This window comes from Peribacillus sedimenti, from assembly GCF_046237635.1.
In the GTDB taxonomy this organism is placed as follows: Bacteria; Bacillota; Bacilli; order Bacillales; family DSM-1321; genus Peribacillus; species Peribacillus sedimenti.
The window spans coordinates 1,346,066-1,368,753 of the sequence record NZ_CP143547.1 but is presented as its reverse complement, the minus strand read 5'-3'; the positions used below and the strand labels follow the sequence as shown (position 1 = coordinate 1,368,753).

Genomic DNA, 22,688 nt, shown 5'->3' with positions numbered 1-22,688 from the left:
CCATATCCCCTGCTTGCATCAAGCTCCCTGAAGAATACAGGAATCCAGGGAGTTTTTCTTGTATCCATCTTAAACCTTACTCTTCCTTCTTGCTCACTCCAAAATGTTCAAGCGCCTGTCCCAAATTGCCAAAAGTCTGCAGATGGCTTAAATCTACTCCCAATTGAATCGCGGTTTGGGCCATCTCCGCGCCAATACCCGAGATCAGCGTATTAATGCCTAGTAAATTGATAACTTTCACCAATTGATACAAACGTTCTCCGACAACTGTATCAATATAATTTGCGCCAGACATATCGATAACCAGATGAACAATGCGCATATCCACACATTTTTGCGGTATTGATTCCAATATAGAGTGTGCGCGCATTTCATCGATATGCCCTACTAAAGGCAAAACGGCAACCCCATCCACCACCGGGATCACCGGACTGTTTATTTCTTCAATCAAATCTTTTTGTACCTTAATCTTTGCTCTGGTAGCCTCATAATACCGTCGGGAAAACTCAGTGATCAGGGTATCCAGGATCGAATTATATAATGAGCTCCAACGAAGTATAGTTTCTCTGTTTATTTCTTCGTTTTTCCTTATATACTCCTGCACAAACTCCCAAATGATTCTTTTGGTTTTGCCAAGGGCCTCTACCACTTGATAAATAGGTGTTTCATATTCAACACGGCTATTGACCACTTCCTCTATCCACGTGTCGAATTTATCTTTGAAGATCGTCTTGTCTTCCAAAAACCCGCTCGCAATGGTATCAATTGTGTAAATATGCTGCTGTTTTAATGTATCTGTAACCGATTCACCCGCATCACTGGAGTAGATCGAACCAATCTCTACTTTTCTTGTACTAAACCATATATCACTTATCTCATTTGATTGATTAATGATATATGAATATAAATCTTCTTCTAGCTGACCCATGTTTTATTACCTCCAGAAATATAGCTATGTTAAAATTATACTCTTATATGGTAAACAAAAAAAGAAATCTGATATTATCATGAATTCCTTTATACGGGTATCTCCAGCTTTGACGTAGCTTTCTATCCTTTAGATATGAAAAATTTCAAAAAGATAAGTAGTAATTTGAGCCCGGCAAACAACATATAATGTAACTATTTTTATGAATACTTTGCTTGTTCTCTTCTCCGGTCAGTGAGAGTGACCTTACACTCTAAATTGATTATCATTGGCGCTATGAAGACCTTTCTCTAGTTTTTCATAGACTTTGGACCTTCATCGGCCCCCTGAACGTCCTTTCTCTTGCTTTCCCATCGACTTTGGACCTTCATCGGCCCTATGAACGTCCTTTCTCTTGCTTTGCCGTCAACTTTGGACCTTCATCGGCCCTATGAACGTCCTTTCTCTTGCTTTCCCATCGACTTTGGACCTTCATCGGCCGTATGAACGTCCTTTCTCTTGCTTTCCCATCGACTTTGGACCTTCATCGGCCGTATGAACGTCCTTTCTCTTGCTTTCCCATCGACTTTGGACCTTCATCGGCCCTATGAACGTCCTTTCTCTTGCTTTGCCGTCGACTTTGGACCTTCATCGGCCCCCTGAACGTCCTTTCTCTTGCTTTCCCATCGACTTTGGACCTTCATCGGCCCTATGAACGTCCTTTCTCTTGCTTTGCCGTCAACTTTGGACCTTCATCGGCCGTATGAACGTCCTTTCTCTTGCTTTCCCATCGACTTTGGACCTTCATCGGCCGTATGAACGTCCTTTCTCTTGCTTTCCCATCGACTTTCGACCTTCATCGGCCGTATGAACAGCTTTTTTTTGCAGTTGTTTTATAAGCTACTGGCCTTTACTCAAAGAATCTTCTTCGACTCTACTTTCACAATTTCACTTTCAGCTCCACCAAGACGGAGTGAGGCTGCCTGCCGGGCAGCCTTACAAGTCATTCTTACCAATTACCTTATTGCGGATTATTTGCTGGTACGTTCCGCGGATCACCCTTTTGGATCGGTTGATCATCCATGGTTACTTCGACCCTCGCAGCTACCTCCGGTCTTCCGAGACCTGCTGCATCGGGATTATTAATGGTACGAGCCTTATTTTCTCGTTTTTCCAAAATATCACCTCCCGTCCCTTAAGGTAACCCTGAACATATTTTTTATGATTCAGTTAGAGCTCTCTGTCTTTGCATATCAAAAGTAAAAATGAGCTGCCTCTATACGACAGCTCATTAAAAGGCTTATAGGGATTTCAGAGCATCCGAAATATTCCGGTCGCCGGAAACAAGGTCAAAGGACCGTTTGAAAGTTTTTTCCTCCGTTAAAGCAGCCAGGATTGTTCCCGCCACATCTTCCCGCGGTATAGTAGCTCTTTCCAAATTCTCTCCGGCAGCAACTTTTCCAGTGCCGGGCTCATTGAGCAAACCGCCGGGACGGATGATGGTATATGTTAATTTGCTTTGCTCCAGAATCCTGTCAGCATAATGCTTCGCTACATAATATGGCCTGATTTTTTCATTCCAGTTCTCTCGATTATTCGCCTGGAGGGCACTCACCATTATGAACCGCTCAATCCCCAGCTGTTCTGCTGCCTCAACCGTTTTGACGGCACCATCCAGGTCGATTAAGAGCGTTTTGTCGGCGCCGGTATGGCCGCCGGAACCCGCCGCAAACACGATGGCATCACAGCCTTCCGCTGCTGCCGCGATTCCATCCACACTGCCCTCCAAATCAGCAAGCACAGTCTCCACACCTATTTTGTTAAATGCTTCAGCTTGCTCTTCTTTTCTGACCATAGCCCTCACTGTATGTTGATCACTCTGTTTTAATAGATGTACGAGTTGTTTTCCAATCTGGCCGTTGGACCCTACAACAAAAACCTTCATATTATCAGCTCCCGTCGAATTTTTTTCTCCTAAATTATTTCACTAACAGAATGACACATCAAATAATCTGTCCAATAACATGAAAAGCGATAAATCATTTTCCTGAAAACACCTTCACCTATATAAAGATAACGAAAATAAAAAAACTCGCCGGCATTAGCGAGTTAACATGTTTATTGCATCAATCAGCATAGACATCGAAGATATCCGTTTCTAGCGTCCATCGTAGCCGTCTCACCCATTCCTTCTGAACATCCTGACCAGCTTGCGCCAATCGCTGAAGCACCTTACATACTTTGTAAACACCAAAACTCTGTAATGTATCCGATTTCAATTCAACCCGCTGATGCAGCCTGTATTCCTCCAAAAATAATCGAAGCCATTGATTTGCCTGGTTTGGATAATGCAGGTTGGTAAACCACAGTACCCATGCAATATCCGTTAAAGGATTGCCCCATTCAGCCCATTCCCAATCTAGAATGGCAAGCTGACCGTCCTGATATAAAACATTGTGAACCCCATAATCACCATGCGTTAATACCCATGTTTGGCTATGATCATTAAGCCTTCGCAATTGATCTCTGGTCTTTATCCTAAGATTTTCAGGTACAAAATCCAAATCCAGGTTTAGATTTTTGATACTGTATTCATGGATTCCATTTGCTGAAACAGCGTCAGGTCTCAATGAATGAATGTTTTTTGCGAGCGTTCTTCCAAGGAGTTTATATAGCTCATTAGCCTTTGCCCCTTCCTTGCCATCTAGAATCGATTGTCCATTTATGCCTTCTTTGTATTCCATAACGGCAACTCTGGCTCCATCAGTTTCGATTAAATCATATGCCTTCGGAACAATGTCCGTCTCAGAAAGTAGACGCATGCAATTCATTTTATTTTTAATATCATCATTACTTGAACTGGCTACTTTTGCTATTAAAAGTGATTGGCTTCCTTTTAGCAAAAAAGTGTCATTGGTATATCCTCCAGTTAGTCTGTGAGGAGTAAGGTCCCCATATGTATCTTGCAAAATAGTCTTTAATGTTTGTTCATTCAAGAATAATACACCCTTCCGTCTGAAGCTATCCTGTTGTGGTTGGTCTATATTTCAGCACATCAAGACTATAAATTTCACCCTCCCGGCAAAAAATAATCCATGATATTTTCATCATGAAGCGTTTCATCGGTTTCCACAAATCCTATTTTTTTATAAAAGGATATAGCTGATTGATTTTCCGTTACTACGGAAAGGCGAATCCGCTCACAGTCTTCATGCTTTGCGTTCATGTCCATGATTTGCTGCATAGCCTGCTTGCCATACCCTTTTCCCTGAAACTGCTCCCCAATCATATACGAGCTACCCAGTGGCGGTCGTACGGTTCATTTTCAACTATATACTCCACCGCAGCCAGCCCGACTACCGCTTCTCCATCACAGATGGCATAGGGCGTAAAGTCAGGGTCAACATAAGCCCAGGCTATCGTACCTAGTTGAGACAAATGGCTTCTGTTCCCCGCTTACTTCCAGCTTCGCACAGGCCCGAATATTTTCCTTGGTTATATATCGGATTTCCAATAAAGTTCCCCTAACTTGTCTTCCTTTCTAAATTTGTGCGATTTTGTCCTAAACGATAAATTCATGATTTCCCATCTTGAAAGTTCTATTTTGCTGCAGGAAATTCCTCTTATCCTGCAAATCTTACGTATCAAAAAAATTGCAAAATCTCATTAGTAGCCTTGAGCGGTACACCGCAGTTATATAAGGCTTTCGAGCACAATTTGACCATTCAATCATAAATGGCAGATTTCGATCATATAGCACAGGATCATTGGAAGTCAGTTACTAAAATTGCAAAAAATAAGAGAGGATGTACAACATCCTCTCACGTTACACTATTATAATACTTTGCTTAAGAATGCCTTGGTCCGCTCATGCTGCGGGTTTCCGAATAGTTCATGCGGTTTATTTTCCTCTACGATATAACCGCCATCCATAAAGATCACTCGGTCTCCAACTTCACGTGCAAAGCCCATTTCATGTGTTACCACTACCATGGTCATTCCTTCATTGGCCAGCTGTTTCATGACATCCAATACATCGCCAACCATTTCAGGATCAAGTGCAGAGGTCGGTTCGTCAAACAGCATGATCTTTGGGTTCATGGCGAGTGCCCGTGCGATTGCAACACGCTGTTTCTGTCCGCCGGATAGCTCACCAGGGTAACTGTTAGCCTTTTCTTTAAGGCCTACCTTTGCCAGCAGCTCCAGTGCCTTCTTCTCCGCTTCGGCTTTATTCGCGGAGAGGACTTTAATCGGCCCAAGAGTTACATTTTCCAACACAGTTTTATGCGGAAAAAGATTGAACTGCTGGAATACCATTCCGACGTCTTGTCTGACTTTGTTTATATTGATCTTCGGATTTGTTATGTCATGTCCATTCACGATGACATGTCCACCCGTAATTTCCTCTAGGCGGTTCAGGCATCGCAGGAATGTACTTTTCCCTGAACCGGAAGGGCCAATCACACACACAACTTCTTTTTCCTTTATTTCCGCATTGATATCCTTCAAGACTTCGAGATCTCCAAACGATTTCTTTAAATTTTTCACCTGAATAATACTCATCGCAACACAAATCTCCTTTCAAGGAAATTGGCAAGTAAGGATAGTAAATAAATGATAATAAAGTATATTATACCGACCGTCAGCCAAATCTTGAATGCTTCAAAGGTTGCGGAAGCCTGGATTTCCCCTGCCTGTGTCAGGTCGGCAATCCCAATGATAGATAGCAGAGAGGTATCCTTCAAGCTGATGATGGACTGGTTCGTAATAGTAGGAAGCATCCTTCTGAACGCTTGTGGAAGAATAATGAAACGCATGGTTTGGGAAGCCGTAAGCCCGATTGACCTTGCTGCCTCTGTCTGTCCTTTATCAATGGACTGGATCCCGGCACGAATAATCTCGGCAAAATAGGCTCCGGCATTGATAGCAACTGTTATGATACCTGCTGTTGTGCTGTTAAAAGAAATCCATGACAGTGAATTCAAACCAAAATAAATGAAAAACAGCTGTACAAGAAATGGCGTTCCTCTGATAGCATCGACAAAGATCCTGCCAATCCAGTTTAATATTTTAATAGGAGCCAATCGGAACAGAGCCACAATCAAACCGATGAGGAAGCCAAAAATAATGGCTATGACAAATATATAAAGGGTAACCTGGAGGCCTTTTAATAAGAAAGGCAGCGCAGTTGTAATTGTATCCATCTATTAATCTCCTTTCATGAAGAAAGCGCGCAAAGTGCGCGCCATCCCTTTACATCAACACATTATTCACCAAGATACTTTTTGACAATCTCGTCGTATTTCCCGTTTTCTTTTAATTTCTTAAGACCATTGTTGATCTTTTTCAATAAATCCTGGTTTTCACCCTTCAATACGGCGATTCCATACTGGTCTCCGTTCAAACGCTCGCCCACAATTTTTAATCCAAGATCCTTTTGGGCAATTGCATAGGCGATAACCGGATAATCTTCAATAAGGACATCAGCATTCCCATTAGATACTTCCTGGAACATTGCCGGGCTGTCATTGAATTGGACTACCTTGAAACCTGCTTTACTAGCATTGTCCGTAGCATATTTCGCTCCAGTTGTACCTTTTTTAACGGCAACCGTCTTACCTTTTAGGTCATCAACTGATTGAATGTCAGAGTTATCTTTGTTTACTACCAATGTAAGTCCAGCGTCAAAATAAGGCGTTGAGAAATCCACTACCTTTTTTCTTTCATCGGTAATACTCATTCCAGCAATCGCTACATCCAGCTCGCCAGATTGCATAGCCGGGATAATGCCGCCAAAATCCATCGGGGATAGTTCAATTTTGAAACCCTGATCTTTGGCAATCGCATTGATCAACTCGATGTCGATACCTTTATAATCTCCGCCTTCTTCAAATTCAAAAGGTGGATATGTAGTATCTACCCCAACCTTATATACCTTATCTTTGTCGCCTTCACCGCCGCTGCTTTCAGTGCCGCATGCGGAAACGACAAGGGCAAGGATGAAAAGTAATGATAACAACCCGAATTTCTTCAAATCCATCTCTCCTCTTCTTGATTTCATACAAGACTTTTAACCTATAAAAGTAGTTACACTTTTTCTAAATATAACACACAAATTAGAAAAACATAAACTGATAAATTTTTCTATGCTTCTGCTTCTTCAATAATTTGTCCTACTAATTCTATAGAAAGTTAGCAAACCATGAATATATCTCCATTTATCTCTAAAAGCGCATCCTATTTTTTCTAATATATCTAATGTTTTTTCAAAAAAGTATTATACAAAAAGGACCAATAAAATAATTTATAACCACGCATAACCATCCCATATATGTAACATAATGGAAGTGAGCAAGGTACTGTTATCAATAGAATTGATGGAACGGGAATATTTCTGAAAATTTAGTGTTTACTTTTTTTTAATATACTAGTAAAATAAACGCAGAGCTTTCGACTTTTTTCGACAACTATGATTTTGGAGGACATTTTATGGATTTATTCAGGAAAAAGCATGTGGGTGAGATTTCGAACCACTCACTTAACAGAGTATTGGGCGCATGGGATCTGACGATGTTGGGCATAGGCGCCATAATTGGTACAGGAGTATTTGTATTGACAGGTGTGGCAGCTGCGAAGTATGCAGGCCCTGCCTTGATCATATCTTTTATTATTGCTGGCCTTGCCTGCGTATTCGCAGCTTTATGTTATTCGGAGTTTGCTTCCATGATTCCGGAAACAGGAAGTGCCTACACATATAGCTATGTGGCATTTGGCGAGCTGTTGGCGTGGATACTTGGATGGGACCTGGTCCTTGAATATGGCTTAGCCTCCTCAGCGGTGGCAAGCGGCTGGTCGGGATATTTCCAGAGCCTGTTGTCCGGTTTTGGGATTCATCTCCCAACAGCATTAACAAGTGCTTTTAACCCGGCAGAAGGCACATACATTGATTTACCTGCAGTGATCATTGTACTATTGATTACTTTGCTGCTCTCAAGAGGAGTAAGGGAATCTGCCAGGTTCAACGCAATCATGGTTATCATTAAGGTGGCAGTTGTTCTTCTTTTCATTGTAATAGGTGTTTGGTATGTAGAACCGGTTAATTGGCAGCCGTTCATGCCTTTTGGTTTTTCAGGGGTAGTGACCGGAGCAGCGGTCGTAGTATTTGCTTATTTCGGGTTCGACGCGGTTTCCACAGCTGCCGAGGAAGTCAAGAATCCTCAGCGTAACCTGCCTATCGGCATCATTTCAGCTTTAGCTGTCTGTACCATTCTTTATATTGCAGTATCACTTGTTCTTACAGGGATTGTGCCTTTCGATATGTTAAATGTTAAGGATCCTGTGGCATTTGCCCTTCAGTTCATCGGCCAGGATTGGGCAGCCGGATTTATTTCTCTTGGAGCCATTGTCGGTATCACGACTGTATTAGTCGTCATGATGTTTGGCCAAACGCGTCTATTTTACGCAATAAGCCGGGATGGATTGCTGCCAAAAGGTATGTCTTCAGTACATCCTAAAACAAAGGTTCCCCTTAACAGCACTTGGATTACAGGTCTTTTAGTTGCACTTTTTGCCGGCTTTGTCCCACTGGATAAACTGGCTGAATTAACAAGCATCGGTACATTATTCGCCTTTGCCACAGTGTCTCTTGGGGTGGCCGTACTCCGCAAGACACAGCCGGAGCTAAAGCGGGGCTTCAGGACTCCATGGGTTCCTGTTATACCTGCGTTAGCCGTAATCTTTTGCTTCTATCTCATGCTGCAGCTTTCCGCATTTACCTGGAAGGGATTTGTTGTTTGGCTGGCAATAGGCCTTGTCATATACTTTGTTTACGGTTATAAACATAGTGAATTAAATAAAGCCAAATCGAAATAATAGCCTTATCTACGGCAAACCAGCAGTTCTGCGGCTGCTGGTTTTTTATTGCTAAAATGAACAGTACCTGCTTCTTGGAGTCATCAAATGCATTTTAAACAACCCATCCAGCACTGACATTTCGGCCATGTTATGGGAGTTAGAACAAAAAAAATTATAAAGCAACATGCTTTTACAGGCAAAATAAAAAAGAACCCACTTCCGCCGCCAGCGTAATACAACTTTGGAAGATGGGTTATATTTAAATTTCACATAGAAGCTGAAGAATTCATGCTCATCCTTACTGCAGCATCTTTCCTTCCATGCAGGAAATAATAGAAGACAATGGATACCAAAGCCAAAATCCCCATTATTACATAGAGTGAGCTATAGCCAGTTACAGGAATGATCAATCCCAGAACATAAGGACCAAAGCCTAGCCCTGCATCAAGAAAAATGAAGAAAGTGGATGTGGCAAGCCCCATTCTATGGGGAGGAGTCAATTTAACCGCGACCGCCTGGGTACACGACTGCATGTTCCCAAAACCAAGACCAATTAAAACGCCGGACAGCAATAAAGCGGTACTGCTGTGAGCCATGCTGAGCACAATCATGCCTGCTGAAAGGAGCAGGAACGCAGGGTACATAATAAAATTTGCCCCCTTCCGGTCCATTGTCCGCCCGGTAAAGGGACGCGATACTAATACCGCAATGGAATATACGATGAAAAAGAAGCTTGCAGTATTCACAAGATTAATTTCAATGGCATAAAAATTGATAAATGAAAGCACACTTGAATAACAGATGGAAACGGCCAGAGTAATGAAGGCGATGGGAACTGCCTTAGGCTCAATAAAATCGGATACCTTCGTTCCTTTCATGCCGGCTGTTTTTGCTGGTGTTTCCAGTACCGGTACATACAAGAAAGATGCAATGATCAAACTGATTATTCCCAATGCCAGGCAAAAGCCAAAAATCACAGGGAAGGTTGTATGCTGGCTCATATATAAGCCGATGAACGGACCGATTGCAGTGGCAAGAGTGGCACTCATGCTATAGTAGCCAATTCCTTCCCCTTTTCGTGACGCTGGAATGATCTGTGCGACAATCGTTCCCGTTGCCGTACTCGCCACACCAAGCGCGAGTCCATGGATAAACCGATTCATCATTAAAAAGGTAATACCCAGATTACAAAAATACAAAAGGGTGGTAAGCGTAAAAAATGCCAGTCCAATGAACAATGTCTTTTTCCGCCCGATGGAATCAATCATACGCCCAATGAACAGCCGGCCGATCAGTGTCCCAATAATGAAGATACCTGTAACGAGTCCAGCCTCACTGGTTGAAGCATCATATTCATTTACAGCATAAACCGCAATCGTCACCATCAATAAATAAAAAATTAACGTTAATAAAAAATTTACGGACGAAACGACGATAAAGTCCTTCGTCCATAGCTTCGCTTTATCGAGATTCATTTTCTCTCCCCCTGATCCAAGACGTTTTTTCGAATTTCACCCATTATTCGGATAACCTCCAGCTGTTCCCCCTCAGAAATTCCCTTCAAGATACCCTGCTCAAACTGATCAATCGTCTCCCGCACATGTTTGTAAACCGTTCTTCCCTGCTCTGTAAGCTGCATCCTCTTTTCCCGTTTATCCTGGCTCGGGACCTGTCCTACATATCCCAGCTCTTCCAGGCGATTGATGGTCCTCGTGATGGTAGGCTTCTCAACTCCTTGATAATGGGAAAGCTCCACCAGGGTGGCAGCTCCGAAATTGGATAAATAATATAGGATTGTCCATTGTGCCCTTTGAATCTGATGCTTGCCAAGCAGTACATTCAGCCGATTCTCAAAAGGCCGGTATAGCAACAATAATTGATGAAAAAATTTTTGATAAGTTTCTATAAAAAACACTCCCGACACAAAATAGTTACCCTCCATAATAATTACCTTGGGTAACTATTTTTTATTTTACAGAAAAACTGGAAAAAAGTCCAGATACCCTTATGAAAAAATGGGGCATTTCAAATTTACTCTGCTTCAAAATGGAAAAGCGCAAGCGCCCTGTGGCGACCTCGTCTCTAGTACCATCGTGTACGTCGAAACTAGACATCAGTCTTTGTAAAAAAGTTATACTTTCTTATCCAACAAAAAAAGGATGCCGAAGCATCCCTTAAGAATTCATAAAATGAGGCTCATACTACTGGTTCAGCCGTTTTTTCTAACTGGCTAAAAAATGCTTCCACCATCTGTTCGAGTTTCTTAAGCTCGGTTTTGTCACGCAATATGTCACTTGCATGCAAGGCAGACAAAGTGCTTTCAATCAGGAATTTCCTCGGGGCCTTTGAATGTGTAAGTTCGTGCTGGATAAATTCAAGCAGCTCCAGATACTTTTGCTCTTGTGAAGTATTATGCAATTCCTCTTTTAAATTCATGACCGTACGGAACAACTTCTGCTGTAGAGCCTGGTCTGTATGTGTGTGTTCTTCCAGCCACCTCTCTATCAGCTCCGGACTTAGTAATTGATCGCCTGCATCGGCTACTTCATCAACCATTTTCACAATTCTCCCGACACAATAGCGCACGACCTGCTGGATGTTGACGCTCTGCCCATTGGCGAGCACATTATATTTTACGTTATATTTCAATATCCCCATGAGCGTTATTGCGGAATCCAGCAAATATGGCTTTTTTTCATGGCCAAAGATGTCCAGGAAACGCTGGTATAACCAATTAATCGAGAGCAATTGGCCTCGTTTCATAAATTCCTTCAATTCCTCGTCATTTGAAAAGATTGCCTCCTCAAAGAGAGAAATTAACTGATTGGCCCTGTTTGTCTCGAATTGAAGCGATATTTGTTTGATGAGGATCTCTATATCAGCCGGGTCCTGCCCAATGAGCAGCTCGTTCCGGTCCTGTTCCAGCTTTTTATATATCATTTTAAAGAGGGCCATCAGCAACTCATTCTTCGACGAAAAATAATTATAAAACGTTCCTTTCGATATCCCGCTGTACTCTAAGATATCCTGAATGGACGTGGCATGAAAACCTTTCTCAACGAACAATTGATGGGCCATTTTTATGACATGCTGTTTCCTATCATTCATATGATCAACCTTCTCATTTAATTAGACTGCCGGTACAAACTTATAGTACATTATTCGAAATAGTTTTTCAAACCCGCTTTATCTCTTGGATTTTTCTAATTGCATTTTTTAGACCCATGGTATATTATAGCATTTGGATGTAATGCAGGTACAAATTTATGAACTTAAAGTATATAGGAGGAACACCATGGAACATTCCATAAAAAAGACTGATCGTCCACCGTACGGAATTATTGCGGTATTGATGATCGGTGCATTTATCGCATTTTTAAACAACACGTTATTAAATATAGCGCTACCTTCCATTATGAAAGATCTGGACATTGAGGCCTCCACCGTTCAGTGGCTTACAACAGGCTTTATGCTTGTAAACGGAATTCTGATTCCAACGACAGCTTACCTTATTCAAAAATACTCGGTCAGACGCTTATTCCTGGTTGCCATGACTTTATTTACACTTGGTACACTTTTGGCAGGCTTCGCCCATGTATTTCCATTATTATTGGCTGGCCGCATGATTCAGGCGTCCGGTTCGGCAATCATGATGCCGCTATTGATGAATGTTATGCTTGTTAGCTTCCCAATTGAAAGACGGGGAGTTGCAATGGGTGTATTTGGACTTATCCTAATGTTTGCACCGGCAATCGGGCCGACATTATCAGGCTGGATCATCGAGCACTACGATTGGAGAATGCTGTTCCACTTCATTACCCCAATTTCAATTATAGTATTATTGATAGGCTTCTTCATGCTGAAGGATAAAAAAGACAAAATTGACCTTCGCCTGGATGTATTCTCACTTTTACTGTCCAGCGTCGGATTCGGAGGACTTTTATACGGATTCAGTTCAGCCGGAAGCAAGGGCTGGGACAGCCCTTATGTGTACGTGTCCATCATAGTTGGCGCCATCTCATTGGTATTATTTATCCTGCGCCAGCTAAAAATGGAATCGCCGTTGCTTAACTTCAGGGTCTATAAATATCCTATGTTTGCCCTTTCCTCTGCCATTACGATGATATTGAATATGGCCATGTTCTCCGGCATGCTTTTATTGCCGATTTATGTACAGACACTTAGAGGAATCACGCCGTTTGATGCGGGCTTGATGCTGATGCCAGGTGCGCTTTTGATGGCAATCATGTCTCCTATCAACGGAAGGTTATTCGATAAATTTGGCGGACGGATCCTTGCTGTAATTGGTTTAGCGATTACAGTAGTGACAACCTATTATTTCAGCCAGCTAACTCTCGAAACTAGCTATACCTATTTAATGGTATTGCATGCTATCAGGATGATAGGTATATCAATGGTAATGATGCCAGTTTCTACGAATGGACTGAATCAATTGCCTGCAAGATTTTATCCGCATGGTACAGCAATGAACAATACCTTAAACCAGGTAGCTGGTGCTATCGGTACCGCATTGTTGGTTACTATTATGTCCAACCGTACAGAAACTCACGCTGAAGAATTGGCGAAGGAAGCCATGAAGAATGTAACGGCAAAACCGACAGAAGCCGCAGCTGCAGCCATGCAGCAGCAAATCGGCATGAGGGCTCTGCTTGAAGGGATCAATGATTCTTTCTTTATTGCAGCCTGCATCATCATCATCTCATTTATTCTTGCTTTCTTTATCAAACGCTCCAAACAGGCAGAAGACCCTGTTGAAGTGAAGGGCACACAGATGCACAAAGCAACTCAGCTTTCAAAAAATTAATATCAGAAGAATGAACCCGGATGATGACTTATAACAAGTCGTTCACCCGGGTTTATTTTTATTGGAGAATTTGGGTATTATAATTTACCCCCTTTTTGTCAAAGAGCTTAAGTGACAAAGACTGCTGTGTATGGACACGGCTATTCATTTGGTTAGGGCATTTTTTACGAAACTGGATCAAAAAAGCAAAGCTAAAAAAATTTCTAATCGCTGAAGGAGTAATCTTACTTTATCTCCCCGCACCAACATTCAGGGTTTTTGTCGTAAATCCAGGTCCTATGCATTGGATACAGTATATGACCAAATACCCGCTTCAATTATCGGAATCGAAAATTATGATCTGGACGGACCTCGCGATTACGCATATTCCTTCTATAAAAATCCTTATCTAACATCCCATGACCTGCTAATTACGGAAACAAATATCAATTTTTTTCAGCGGATCTGCGCAAGGACAGAAACTCACCCCAGTCCAAAGTAAAAAGGATTCCAAGCGTATAAGCTTTGGAATCCCTCTAATTCTCCATTTATTTATATTTCTTCCCTAACTGTCTGTTCTATCTTTTGTTTCTTAATTAAAGGCACCATTGTCAGAATTCCGAATGCCATTAAGAAAGCTGATGCCTCATATACAGCCACAAGGGAAAACGTTTCTTTCAGCCAGCCGGATACCGTCATCGTGATAACCATCGCACCCATGAACAGGGGGTTTAAAATGCCGTTTACCCTGCCGATGAATGCTTCCTCTGTATTTTTTAGAATCATTGTATTGATTCCTATATGAATGCATGGCATAAAAAGTCCGGACAGGAATTGAATAGTTAGGGTCAGCCACAACATCGTAGACAGCCCTATGAATAGAAAACCAAGTGCACTTGACGCCAATCCAATTGCAAGCAGAACCTGCGGCTGTACTTTTTTCGCCCAGGTCATGGTAAGGCCGCCGCCCAGGATCATGCCCGCACCGAATGCAGCCATCATCCACTGCAAATTCTCCTTTGGCAGCTCCAGCCTTTCGGTGATCAGAAATACTCCAAGCGGCTGGGTAAGTCCCATCGAAAGTCCCGCTGCGGCAAAGCACATACCGAGCAGGGTTAATGACCGGCTGTTCCAGACATAGCGGAACCCATCCTTCATTTCATGCAGAAGGCCAGTGTTCGTTTTTCCATCAGCCATATCACGGTCTGGCGGAAGCAGCATCAATACCGCCGCAGACAGGAGAAATGCAACACCCATGATCCCGATTGCTGCTTGAATTCCAAAGTGTTGGAATACCAGAGTTCCGATAATGGGACCTAATATCATGAACAACGCAAACATGGTTTGATACATGGACATTCCCATCTGAATGAGCTCCTCAGAAACATGCAATTTAAACAGCTTCATTCCTGATGGCTGCGAAAACTGTGAAAGAATCGAGGAAACAAGAGTTGCAAAGAATATAACCTTCCAGCTTCCAAAAATAAGCGTCAGCAGCACAACGAAAATTGAGACTGCACTCAACACGTCACACCAAACCATTGTGCGTTTTGGACGCCAGCGGTCAGCAAAGGTCCCTCCAATAAAGGAAAACAGAAATATAGGTGCAAATTCTGCAACTGAAATCATTGATACAGCGACAGGATCCTCATTTGTTTGTTCTATTACAAACAGCAATATTGAATAGTTTCTTACCCATATGCCAATCTGCAGAAACAAGGTGGAAAGCAGAATCGTCCTGATGACGCGGTTTCGGAACAGGGCCCCGACACCTGCATTGGATGAAGTACTGCTGTTTTTTTCAATCATACATAAATACCTCCTTTAACACTCCCGGACAGGAGGCTTGAAAAACGAGAAGAAAGGGATCAGGCACTTACTCTTACCCCGTACTTATCGAATATACAAAGCCATGACTAATCCTATCCAGAAAAACATCGTAATATACGAATTTCTCAGAATAAAATTAAAAATTCATGGCTGCGGGTCACCCTTTCCGTCTTTTGTAGGTTAATACTAAACCATCACACAACTGTTTTCAACTCCCATAATCCCAAAATTCCCCAAAACCATTTGGTAATACAAACTGAATGCACTCACGGCACTCGCCCCTCTTAAATTTCGCAGTAAAATGAAAAACCCCAGCGACTCCGCTGGGGTTTTTCATAAATATAGGGAGTATTATCTATTTCTAAGTTCGACACGGCGAATTTTTCCTGAATCTGTTTTAGGAAGGGCCTGGATAAACTCGATAATCCTTGGATATTTATAAGGTGCTGTCAAATTCTTAGTAAATTGCTGAAGTTCTTTAACCAGGCCTTCGGACCCCGTTACACCATCTTTCAGGACTACAAAAGCCTTCACGACATTGCCCCTGATCGGATCAGGCGACGCGACGACCGCGCACTCTTTCACAGTTTCATGCCTCATTAAAGCATCCTCGACTTCAAAAGGGCCAATCGTATATCCGGAACTGATGATCACATCATCATTTCTGCCCTGGAACCAAAAATAATTGTCGGAATCCTTGCAAGCCCTGTCGCCTGTCAAAAAGTAGTTTCCGTGATAGGCATTCTTCGTTTTCTCTTCATCTTTATAATAGAGCTGAAAAAGGACTGGAAAATCCCTGCGGATGGCAATCGTACCCTCTTCGCCCACTGGCAGCGGATGACCGTTTTCATCTACAATCTCAATAAATTCCTGGAGAAGCGGCTGTCCCATCGAGCCAATCTTTTCAGGGTCGACATTAAGGTTAGCAATTAGCAGCGTGCTCTCCGTCTGACCATAGCCATCCCGGATGTCAATATTGAAATTACTTTTAAAGACATCTATTACTTCCCGATTCAAAGCTTCCCCTGCAGATACGGCCGTGTGCAACCCTGAAAGGTTAAACTGAGAGATGTTATCCAATTTGGCCATCATCCGATATTCGGTCGGTGTACAGCATAACACGTTAATCTGGTTATCCTGGAGAAGCTGCAAATATTTCTCTGGCTTGAACCTTCCATTATAGACAAAGCCGGTAGCTCCAGAACCGAGAATGGAAAGAAACGGGCTCCACACCCACTTTTGCCAGCCTGGTGCGGCAGTAGCCCAAACCGTATCATCCTCGCTAATATTCAGCCACTTTACAGCAGCTGTCCTAATATGTGCGTAGCCCCAGCCATGGCTATGGACAACCCCTTTTGGAAGACCGGTTGTTCCGGATGTATAAGCAAGAAATGCGTAGTCATCCTTGGAGGTTTTTACCGTTTCAAAATCTTCCGGCTCCCCTTCCATCAGACGTTCCATGGCTACCCAATTGTCAGTTTCCTCTCCAAATGCAATTTTGTATTTCAGATAAGGAGTTTCTTCTTTTATATTATCAAATTCCGAAACATACTGGTGATATGTAATAACAGCCTTTGCTTCTGAGTGGTTTAAACGATAGACCAAATCCTTCGCTCTGAGCAATTCGGAAGCTGCACTAATGACGAGGCCAGTTTTTAAGCATGCTAAATAAATCACATAGGAATCAAGTAGCCTGGTTGTCATGACAACCACCCTGTCGCCTTTCTCAAGACCGAGCTTTATCAAACCATTGGCAAGTTTATTGGCCTTTTTGTTTAACTCTGAGTACGAGAGAGTGTTTCGTTCGCCGCTCTCATTTTCCAAAATTAATGCGTTTTTATCTGATATATGTTTCTCAATTTCGTTTGCAATATTATATTGTTCCGGTGCTATCAATACCTTCTGATCCATTGCTGTCATCCTCTATTCTTCAGGAGTTTAATAATTCAAATTACCAATTTCCTTTAATAAAATTATTTCCATCGCTTCAATCAAATTAAGGCAACTAGAATATGGATAGTCCCAATGCTTAAAACCACTATCCCTATCTTGCCCAGCCAATCCTGTTACTTACCTAATTTTGAAAGCAGCCTATTTCTTCTGACATTATTATAACAGTAACTATTAATACTTGGTACTAATTTGTATCATTAATATTTCGTTAGCCTTTTCATAGGCTAATAGATGAAAGCCCCTTGAATAACAAGTAATAATAAATAGAACCTTCATGGAGGCACAATAAAATTCTCCAAAAAGAAAAAGACGCATGATGATTCATACGTCTTTCAGCAAATTATATTCTTTTCCCTATAATCTCTTTGTCCCCAAGTATCTTTGTGACCAATAACTTTCGTTTAAAGAACTGATGGTCACACCTTTAGAGGAAGAGGCGTGAATGAACTGATTGTTGCCTAGATATATACCGGCATGCGAAGCTCCTGGCTTGTATGTTTCGAAAAAGACAATATCTCCAACTTTCTTCGAGGAAACACTGACACCTTTTTTATAAATGTCGGCTACTGTTCTAGGCAGAGTGATATTGCTCTTTTCGAATACATATCCTAAAAAACCGCTGCAATCAAAGCCGCTTGGAGTAGTTCCTCCCCATACATACGGTACAGATAAATATTTCTTTGCAGTAGATACTAGCGAAGCGGCCGAAGAGGTTTCTGACACCGAGGCAACAGATGCCTTGACGGCTCCGCCTGTCGAGGACCCCAATGCCTTATATGTCTTCGGGCCAACAATACCGTCTGCTATCAAACCTTTACTTTTCTGGAATTTGATTACCGCACTTCTTGTGATTGGACCAAAATAATTCGTTGTGTTACTGTTCTTAAAAAAGCCTTTTTTCTTTAAAATTTCTTGTAATTGTTTTACATCACTATTTGTCATACCGGTTTTTAAGGTACGCTTGCCAAATGAAGAACTGGTGGTTGCAGGAGTTCCCTTTGTGATTCCTAATGCTCTATATGTGTTTTTCCCGGCTATGCCATCAGCTGATAAACCGGATTTCTTTTGAAAATTTATTACGGCTGATTTTGTAATGGTTCCAAAATATGTAGTAGTTCTACTATTTTTGAAATAACCTTTTTTCTTGAGGACTTCCTGCAATTGCTTAACGTCGTTATGGACCATGCCACTTTTCAACGTCTGATCTCCGAGGGCTGCATCACTGACTAATGGACTGCTGACAAGCAAAGCACCTGTCACAACAACTGACGTTACTAATTTTTTCAAGTCTCTTTTCCCCTAACATTTTTATATACCTCAATGCTATCACTATAAAATAACAAAAATATTATAATTGGATAACAATTAGTTTAAGAAATCCTACAGTTTGAAATATTTTTGAAAAAAAGAGGACTTTGTAACTGTCTTTTGTTATATTTCTCTTTTTACAATCCGCTAACAAACAGCACCAATTCTGCTGCTCCTTTTCAGATAAGATAATTTTGGCAGTTGTTCTTAATCTTATTGGTAAATATTGAAATCCCCTATCATTAAAAATCAACTAGTTGACTGAGTACAGTATGCGTTGTAACCTGTTTAGCCATAGAGCTCTATTAAGAGAAGCATATAGCAGTATAAGAATTACGATATATCCGCCAGTAATGTCTACCTGACCATTGCTGCTTCCAGCACTATTCGTTCCAAAAACAGAGGCACCCGCTATAGTTGCCTTTAAATCATCAATATTTCTCGAATATCTTCTTCGGTAAGTTGGGCAGCAGCGTGGTCAGAATCGATTAATTCTTCTACTAAATGCCTCTTCTTTTCTTGCAGCTCATTCATTTTCTCCTCAATGGTCCCTCGGGCCACCAGCTTTATAACCTGCACCTTTTGTGTCTGTCCCATACGGTGTGCCCTGTCAGCCGCCTGCTGTTCGACTGCTGGATTCCACCATAAATCGTAAAGGACTACTGTATCGGCACCCGTTAAATTCAGGCCGGTCCCCCCCGCTTTCAGGGAAATCAAAAATACATCACGTTCACCAGCATTATATCGATTGCATAGCTCCACTCGTTGTTCAGGGGGCGTTTGTCCATCAAGATAGAAAAAAGGCAGCCCTTGACTCGATAAATCCCTGCCTATCATCTCAAGCATTTTCGTAAACTGAGAGAAAATCAATAGCCTTCTGCCAGACAACCTTGACTCCTCAAGGATTTGCATGAGCTGCTCATATTTTGCCGAGCTTCCCCGGTATTTATCTACAAACAGCCCGGGGTGGCAGCAAATCTGGCGCAGCCGTGTCAAGCCTGCCAGTATCCTGATTTTGTTCTTGCGGAAAGTATCCTTGTCAAGATGCTTCAATGTATCTTCTCTCAGCTTGGCCAAATAAGCAGCGTATAGCTTTTTCTGATCCGGAAGCAGCTCCGCCGTCTCCATCAATTCCACCTTGCCGGGGAGCTCGGACAGCACATCCTCCTTGAGCCTCCGAAGCAGAAATGGGCGGGTCCTCCTGGCAATCGCCTTTCTGGAAAGTCCGCTGAACGCCTTTAACCCCTGTAACAGTTCGGGGAATACAACATGGAAGATGGACCACAGTTCTTCTATTGAATTTTCAACCGGAGTTCCCGTCAGTGCAAACCGATGATCCGCCATTACTCTCTTTACTGTACGCGCTGTCTGGGTAACAGGATTTTTAAATGCCTGCGCTTCATCAAAAAATACAGTATGGAAAGTATATTGCTTGAACAAATCAATGTCCTTTCGCAGCAAGGGATAGGATGTAATTACGACATCCATGCCAATCGCTTCCTCAAGCAGCCTGGCTCTGTCTGTTTTCTTGCCGTCCACTACAAGTGCCTGAATATCCGGTGCGAATGACAGGATTTCACTGGCCCAGTTATACACTAAAGAAGATGGGCAGACAATGAGGACCGGCAGTTCCCTTTTCCGTATATCCGGCAGCACGGATTGTATAAAAGCAATGCTTTGGAGTGTTTTTCCCAATCCCATATCATCTGCCAGAATCCCGCCAAATCCGTAACTCGCAAGTGATTTCATCCATTTGTAGCCCCGCACCTGGTAATCTCTTAGAACGGATTCCAGGCTTTCTGGCACCTGGAATTCAAGGTGTTCAGGATTACGAATATCATGGAGGAACTCCCGGAATGATTTTTCAAGCAAAAATGCATCATTACCTTCCAGAGTATCAAGCATCTGAATTCCTGTAATGAGCGGGACTTCCAGACCGCTTTCCCAATCTTCCTTCTGAGCCGGAACAGCTTTAAGGAAACGTTGAATCTCCTCAAATTCTCTCGTCTCCAGCGACATCAAAGATCCATTGCGCAAACGGTAATATTTTCGCTTCTCCTCAAGAGCCGCCAGCACTTGACGCATCTCGGTATCAGAAATTCCATCCATCTGGAATTTGAATTCCAGCCAATTGGTCCGTTCCTTTTTGATCCTCACACTTATTTGCGGACGTGCGTTTTCTCTGAAGATTCGGGTCCTGACTGCTGTAGTCGCATAAATTTGTACAAGCTTTTCCAGTTTCGGCACAAGATGAAATAAAAATTGGTACTCCAGAACTTCATTTTGGAGAAAATATCCGCCGTCTGTCTTGGCAAATGAAGCCTCCTCCAAGATTGCCAGAATTGCCTCCTCCTTCACCATATCCCTGACTAACAGCGTATTACTCGAGTTAGCGGCTATTTCAAAAGGATTGATCACTATATGGCCATAATGGAACTCAAGCCCTGCCAGAAGTCGGTTTTTCAACCTGTCCAAATACAGTTTTGCAATTAAAGGCGGTTTCTCCAAGCGGCTTGATATACCGTCAGATATTTCGACCTTCCCAAGCTTTTTCAAACCTGGAACTGCTTTTTCTAGAAAAAAATCGAGCTGATCTTCAGCAATTGGAAGCTGATTTGCCCCTGATTCAGCTATCATCAGGCGCAAGTCTATCAGCCGTTTATAGTCCTCTTCTACCAGCTGGATTATATTCCCTTCACATAAGACTGAATGGTAAGTATCCAGCATGATCAGCATGTCCAATCCCTTTGTCTCCAATCGGAAACCCTTTTTATCTGTCTCTGTCAGTATAAATTGCAAAGGAAGCGGTGCCTCGGATATACGCAGACCTTCAAACGTCCTTCCATCATTCTGCAGCTTTACATGTGGTGCTGTAGCGAGAAGCGGTAAAATCCGTTCCCATGAAGATGGAGGCATAATTAAAATAGAATCCTCTGTAAAAAAATCATCAGGCAGTGCACTTACATATACCTTTTCGTCATCGGTCACGTCTATCAGCTGCTGGATAACGGCATCTGTCTTATGGTCAAAACAGTGAAGCTCAGGATCGTATGCATAGAAAGGTGAAAGCAGGATCGATGAACCTGTCCTGACATGCTCCAAAAACTGCCTTATATTTTGAACCAAATCGCCTCCAATCTTAAGCTCTATGCCAATCCTATAGTCCTGGCCAAATGAAACAGGTCTGCATATTAATTCTGTCTCAAGCACCTTCCTATTTTCAAAATGGCGCTGATGTCCGCTCCGGCGTACCGGCTTCTCGCGAAATAACGTCAAAAAGTTCTGAACTGAATCTTCATCCTGCCTGGATTCATCCCGATTTGTATCCACAAATGGCTGCGTACCTTTTCGCTGATGCTCAAGGATTGCAACCAAAACTGCCGCAATATGCTGACAATCCTTTCCAAACGAAGCGAGTGAAGGACAGCTGCATGTTGTCTTGATGCTCCCTGCTGAATCTTTTTCTATAGTTACGTAAAAATCGTCATTCCCTATAACAACTGCTCTGCAGACATCTTGGCTGTACAGTTCGAATCGGACTTTATCTGCACGGTAAAAAGCGTCACCCCGTTTGAAGGAGACCAGACCGCACATATCCTTAATCATTTTTTGATGTAAATGAATATACAATGCTATCTCCTTTCCTGTGACACACACCGATGTGCTGACATCGGCGTTATCAGGCCCCACAGGATGTGGGTCGTCAGCTTTGCCCAGGCCCACAGGATGTGGGTCGTCAGCGTTGCCAGGCCCACAGGACGTGGGTCGTCAGCTTTGCCAAGCCCACAGGATGTGGGTCGTCAGCTTTGCCAGGCCCACAGGATGTGGGTCGTCAGCTTTGCCACACGACGTGGCGTTCTTAGCTGACCTTCAACACGTGGCGTTCTTAGCTGACCTTCATATGTTCCTTGATTGAATTCTCTGCTAGATTGTATTGTACCATTTTTTTTATAACACTCCGTAGAAAGAGAAATCCTCCTTATAAAAATATGCCGCGCTAGTTTGAGACCCCGAAGCTCTACATACTGGGAC

The 22,688-nt window shown here is 42.5% G+C and carries 18 protein-coding genes; 2 read left to right on the top strand and 16 right to left on the bottom strand.

Going from position 1 to position 22,688, the window contains the following annotated elements; translation table 11 throughout:
* Positions 1-76 precede the first annotated feature (76 nt).
* The 9 genes from V1500_RS06835 to V1500_RS06795 form a co-directional block, all read right to left on the bottom strand.
* Positions 77-928 (bottom strand): STAS domain-containing protein, encoded by an 852-nt coding sequence (locus V1500_RS06835; protein WP_409304828.1) that lies wholly within the window; start codon positions 926-928, stop codon positions 77-79.
* A gap of 1,000 nt (positions 929-1,928) precedes the next feature.
* Complete coding sequence (locus V1500_RS06830) at positions 1,929-2,084, bottom strand: hypothetical protein (RefSeq protein WP_409304827.1); 156 nt, start codon at positions 2,082-2,084, stop codon at positions 1,929-1,931.
* 123 nt (positions 2,085-2,207) lie between these two features.
* Positions 2,208-2,852, bottom strand: a complete 645-nt coding sequence (locus V1500_RS06825; RefSeq protein ID WP_409304826.1) for an SDR family oxidoreductase — start codon at positions 2,850-2,852, stop codon at positions 2,208-2,210.
* Positions 2,853-3,033: 181 nt separating this feature from the next.
* Complete coding sequence (locus V1500_RS06820; RefSeq protein ID WP_409304825.1) at positions 3,034-3,903, bottom strand: phosphotransferase family protein; 870 nt, start codon at positions 3,901-3,903, stop codon at positions 3,034-3,036.
* A gap of 74 nt (positions 3,904-3,977) precedes the next feature.
* Positions 3,978-4,196, bottom strand: a complete 219-nt coding sequence (locus V1500_RS06815; RefSeq protein ID WP_409304824.1) for a GNAT family N-acetyltransferase — start codon at positions 4,194-4,196, stop codon at positions 3,978-3,980.
* Complete coding sequence (locus V1500_RS06810; RefSeq protein ID WP_409304823.1) at positions 4,193-4,345, bottom strand: hypothetical protein; 153 nt, start codon at positions 4,343-4,345, stop codon at positions 4,193-4,195. The genes V1500_RS06815 and V1500_RS06810 overlap by 4 nt, the downstream gene beginning before the upstream one ends.
* Positions 4,346-4,741: 396 nt before the next feature.
* The gene (locus V1500_RS06805; RefSeq protein ID WP_409304822.1) at positions 4,742-5,470 is read right to left on the bottom strand and encodes an amino acid ABC transporter ATP-binding protein; all 729 of its coding nucleotides are present in this window, start codon (positions 5,468-5,470) and stop codon (positions 4,742-4,744) included.
* Positions 5,467-6,111: an amino acid ABC transporter permease gene (locus V1500_RS06800; protein ID WP_409304821.1), complete on the bottom strand. Its 645-nt coding sequence runs from the start codon at positions 6,109-6,111 to the stop codon at positions 5,467-5,469. Before V1500_RS06800 ends, V1500_RS06805 begins: the two co-directional genes overlap by 4 nt.
* 62 nt (positions 6,112-6,173) lie before the next feature.
* Complete coding sequence (locus tag V1500_RS06795) at positions 6,174-6,941, bottom strand: transporter substrate-binding domain-containing protein (RefSeq protein ID WP_409304820.1); 768 nt, start codon at positions 6,939-6,941, stop codon at positions 6,174-6,176.
* 455 nt (positions 6,942-7,396) lie between these two features.
* On the opposite strand from V1500_RS06795, the gene V1500_RS06790 reads away from it, so the two are divergent.
* The gene (locus tag V1500_RS06790) at positions 7,397-8,779 is read left to right on the top strand and encodes an amino acid permease (protein ID WP_409304819.1); all 1,383 of its coding nucleotides are present in this window, start codon (positions 7,397-7,399) and stop codon (positions 8,777-8,779) included.
* 248 nt (positions 8,780-9,027) lie between these two features.
* On the opposite strand, the gene V1500_RS06785 is transcribed toward V1500_RS06790, so the two are convergent.
* The 3 genes from V1500_RS06785 to V1500_RS06775 all read right to left on the bottom strand — a co-directional run bounded on the left by V1500_RS06785 (position 9,028) and on the right by V1500_RS06775 (position 11,869).
* Positions 9,028-10,236 carry an MFS transporter gene (locus V1500_RS06785; protein WP_409304818.1) on the bottom strand — a complete coding sequence of 403 codons (1,209 nt, stop codon included), beginning with the start codon at positions 10,234-10,236 and terminating at the stop codon, positions 9,028-9,030.
* Positions 10,233-10,676 (bottom strand): MarR family winged helix-turn-helix transcriptional regulator, encoded by a 444-nt coding sequence (locus V1500_RS06780; RefSeq protein WP_409305937.1) that lies wholly within the window; start codon positions 10,674-10,676, stop codon positions 10,233-10,235. Before V1500_RS06780 ends, V1500_RS06785 begins: the two co-directional genes overlap by 4 nt.
* Before the next feature lie 281 nt (positions 10,677-10,957).
* Entirely contained in the window at positions 10,958-11,869 is a 912-nt protein-coding gene (locus V1500_RS06775) for a TetR/AcrR family transcriptional regulator (RefSeq protein WP_409304817.1), read from the bottom strand.
* 187 nt (positions 11,870-12,056) lie between these two features.
* Between V1500_RS06775 and V1500_RS06770 the strand changes: the two genes are divergently transcribed.
* On the top strand, positions 12,057-13,586 hold the full coding sequence (locus V1500_RS06770) for a DHA2 family efflux MFS transporter permease subunit (protein WP_409304816.1): 1,530 nt from the start codon (positions 12,057-12,059) through the stop codon (positions 13,584-13,586).
* A gap of 531 nt (positions 13,587-14,117) precedes the next feature.
* On the opposite strand, the gene V1500_RS06765 is transcribed toward V1500_RS06770, so the two are convergent.
* From V1500_RS06765 to V1500_RS06750, 4 genes are all read right to left on the bottom strand, one after another.
* A complete protein-coding gene (locus V1500_RS06765; RefSeq protein WP_409304815.1) occupies positions 14,118-15,374 on the bottom strand; it encodes an MFS transporter in 1,257 nt (418 codons plus the stop codon).
* Positions 15,375-15,746: 372 nt separating this feature from the next.
* The gene (locus V1500_RS06760) at positions 15,747-17,306 is read right to left on the bottom strand and encodes an acyl-CoA synthetase (protein ID WP_409304814.1); all 1,560 of its coding nucleotides are present in this window, start codon (positions 17,304-17,306) and stop codon (positions 15,747-15,749) included.
* A 396-nt stretch (positions 17,307-17,702) separates the two neighbouring features.
* On the bottom strand, positions 17,703-18,635 hold the full coding sequence (locus V1500_RS06755) for a peptidoglycan-binding protein (RefSeq protein ID WP_409304813.1): 933 nt from the start codon (positions 18,633-18,635) through the stop codon (positions 17,703-17,705).
* Between the two features lie 444 nt (positions 18,636-19,079).
* Positions 19,080-22,286, bottom strand: coding sequence for an SNF2 helicase associated domain-containing protein (locus V1500_RS06750; protein ID WP_409304812.1), 3,207 nt, complete (start codon positions 22,284-22,286; stop codon positions 19,080-19,082).
* Positions 22,287-22,688 lie beyond the last annotated feature (402 nt).

What these genes read in the sequence shown, in the direction of transcription:
- V1500_RS06835 (WP_409304828.1), bottom strand. Translation starts at nt 928, where the DNA reads ATGGGTCAGCTAGAAGAAGATTTATATTCATATATCATTAATCAATCA.
- V1500_RS06825 (WP_409304826.1), bottom strand. Translation starts at nt 2,852, where the DNA reads ATGAAGGTTTTTGTTGTAGGGTCCAACGGCCAGATTGGAAAACAACTC.
- V1500_RS06815 (WP_409304824.1), bottom strand. Translation starts at nt 4,196, where the DNA reads ATGATTGGGGAGCAGTTTCAGGGAAAAGGGTATGGCAAGCAGGCTATG.
- V1500_RS06805 (WP_409304822.1), bottom strand. Translation starts at nt 5,470, where the DNA reads ATGAGTATTATTCAGGTGAAAAATTTAAAGAAATCGTTTGGAGATCTC.
- V1500_RS06800 (WP_409304821.1), bottom strand. Translation starts at nt 6,111, where the DNA reads ATGGATACAATTACAACTGCGCTGCCTTTCTTATTAAAAGGCCTCCAG.
- V1500_RS06790 (WP_409304819.1), top strand. Translation starts at nt 7,397, where the DNA reads ATGGATTTATTCAGGAAAAAGCATGTGGGTGAGATTTCGAACCACTCA.
- V1500_RS06785 (WP_409304818.1), bottom strand. Translation starts at nt 10,236, where the DNA reads ATGAATCTCGATAAAGCGAAGCTATGGACGAAGGACTTTATCGTCGTT.
- V1500_RS06775 (WP_409304817.1), bottom strand. Translation starts at nt 11,869, where the DNA reads ATGAATGATAGGAAACAGCATGTCATAAAAATGGCCCATCAATTGTTC.
- V1500_RS06770 (WP_409304816.1), top strand. Translation starts at nt 12,057, where the DNA reads ATGGAACATTCCATAAAAAAGACTGATCGTCCACCGTACGGAATTATT.
- V1500_RS06765 (WP_409304815.1), bottom strand. Translation starts at nt 15,374, where the DNA reads ATGATTGAAAAAAACAGCAGTACTTCATCCAATGCAGGTGTCGGGGCC.
- V1500_RS06760 (WP_409304814.1), bottom strand. Translation starts at nt 17,306, where the DNA reads ATGGATCAGAAGGTATTGATAGCACCGGAACAATATAATATTGCAAAC.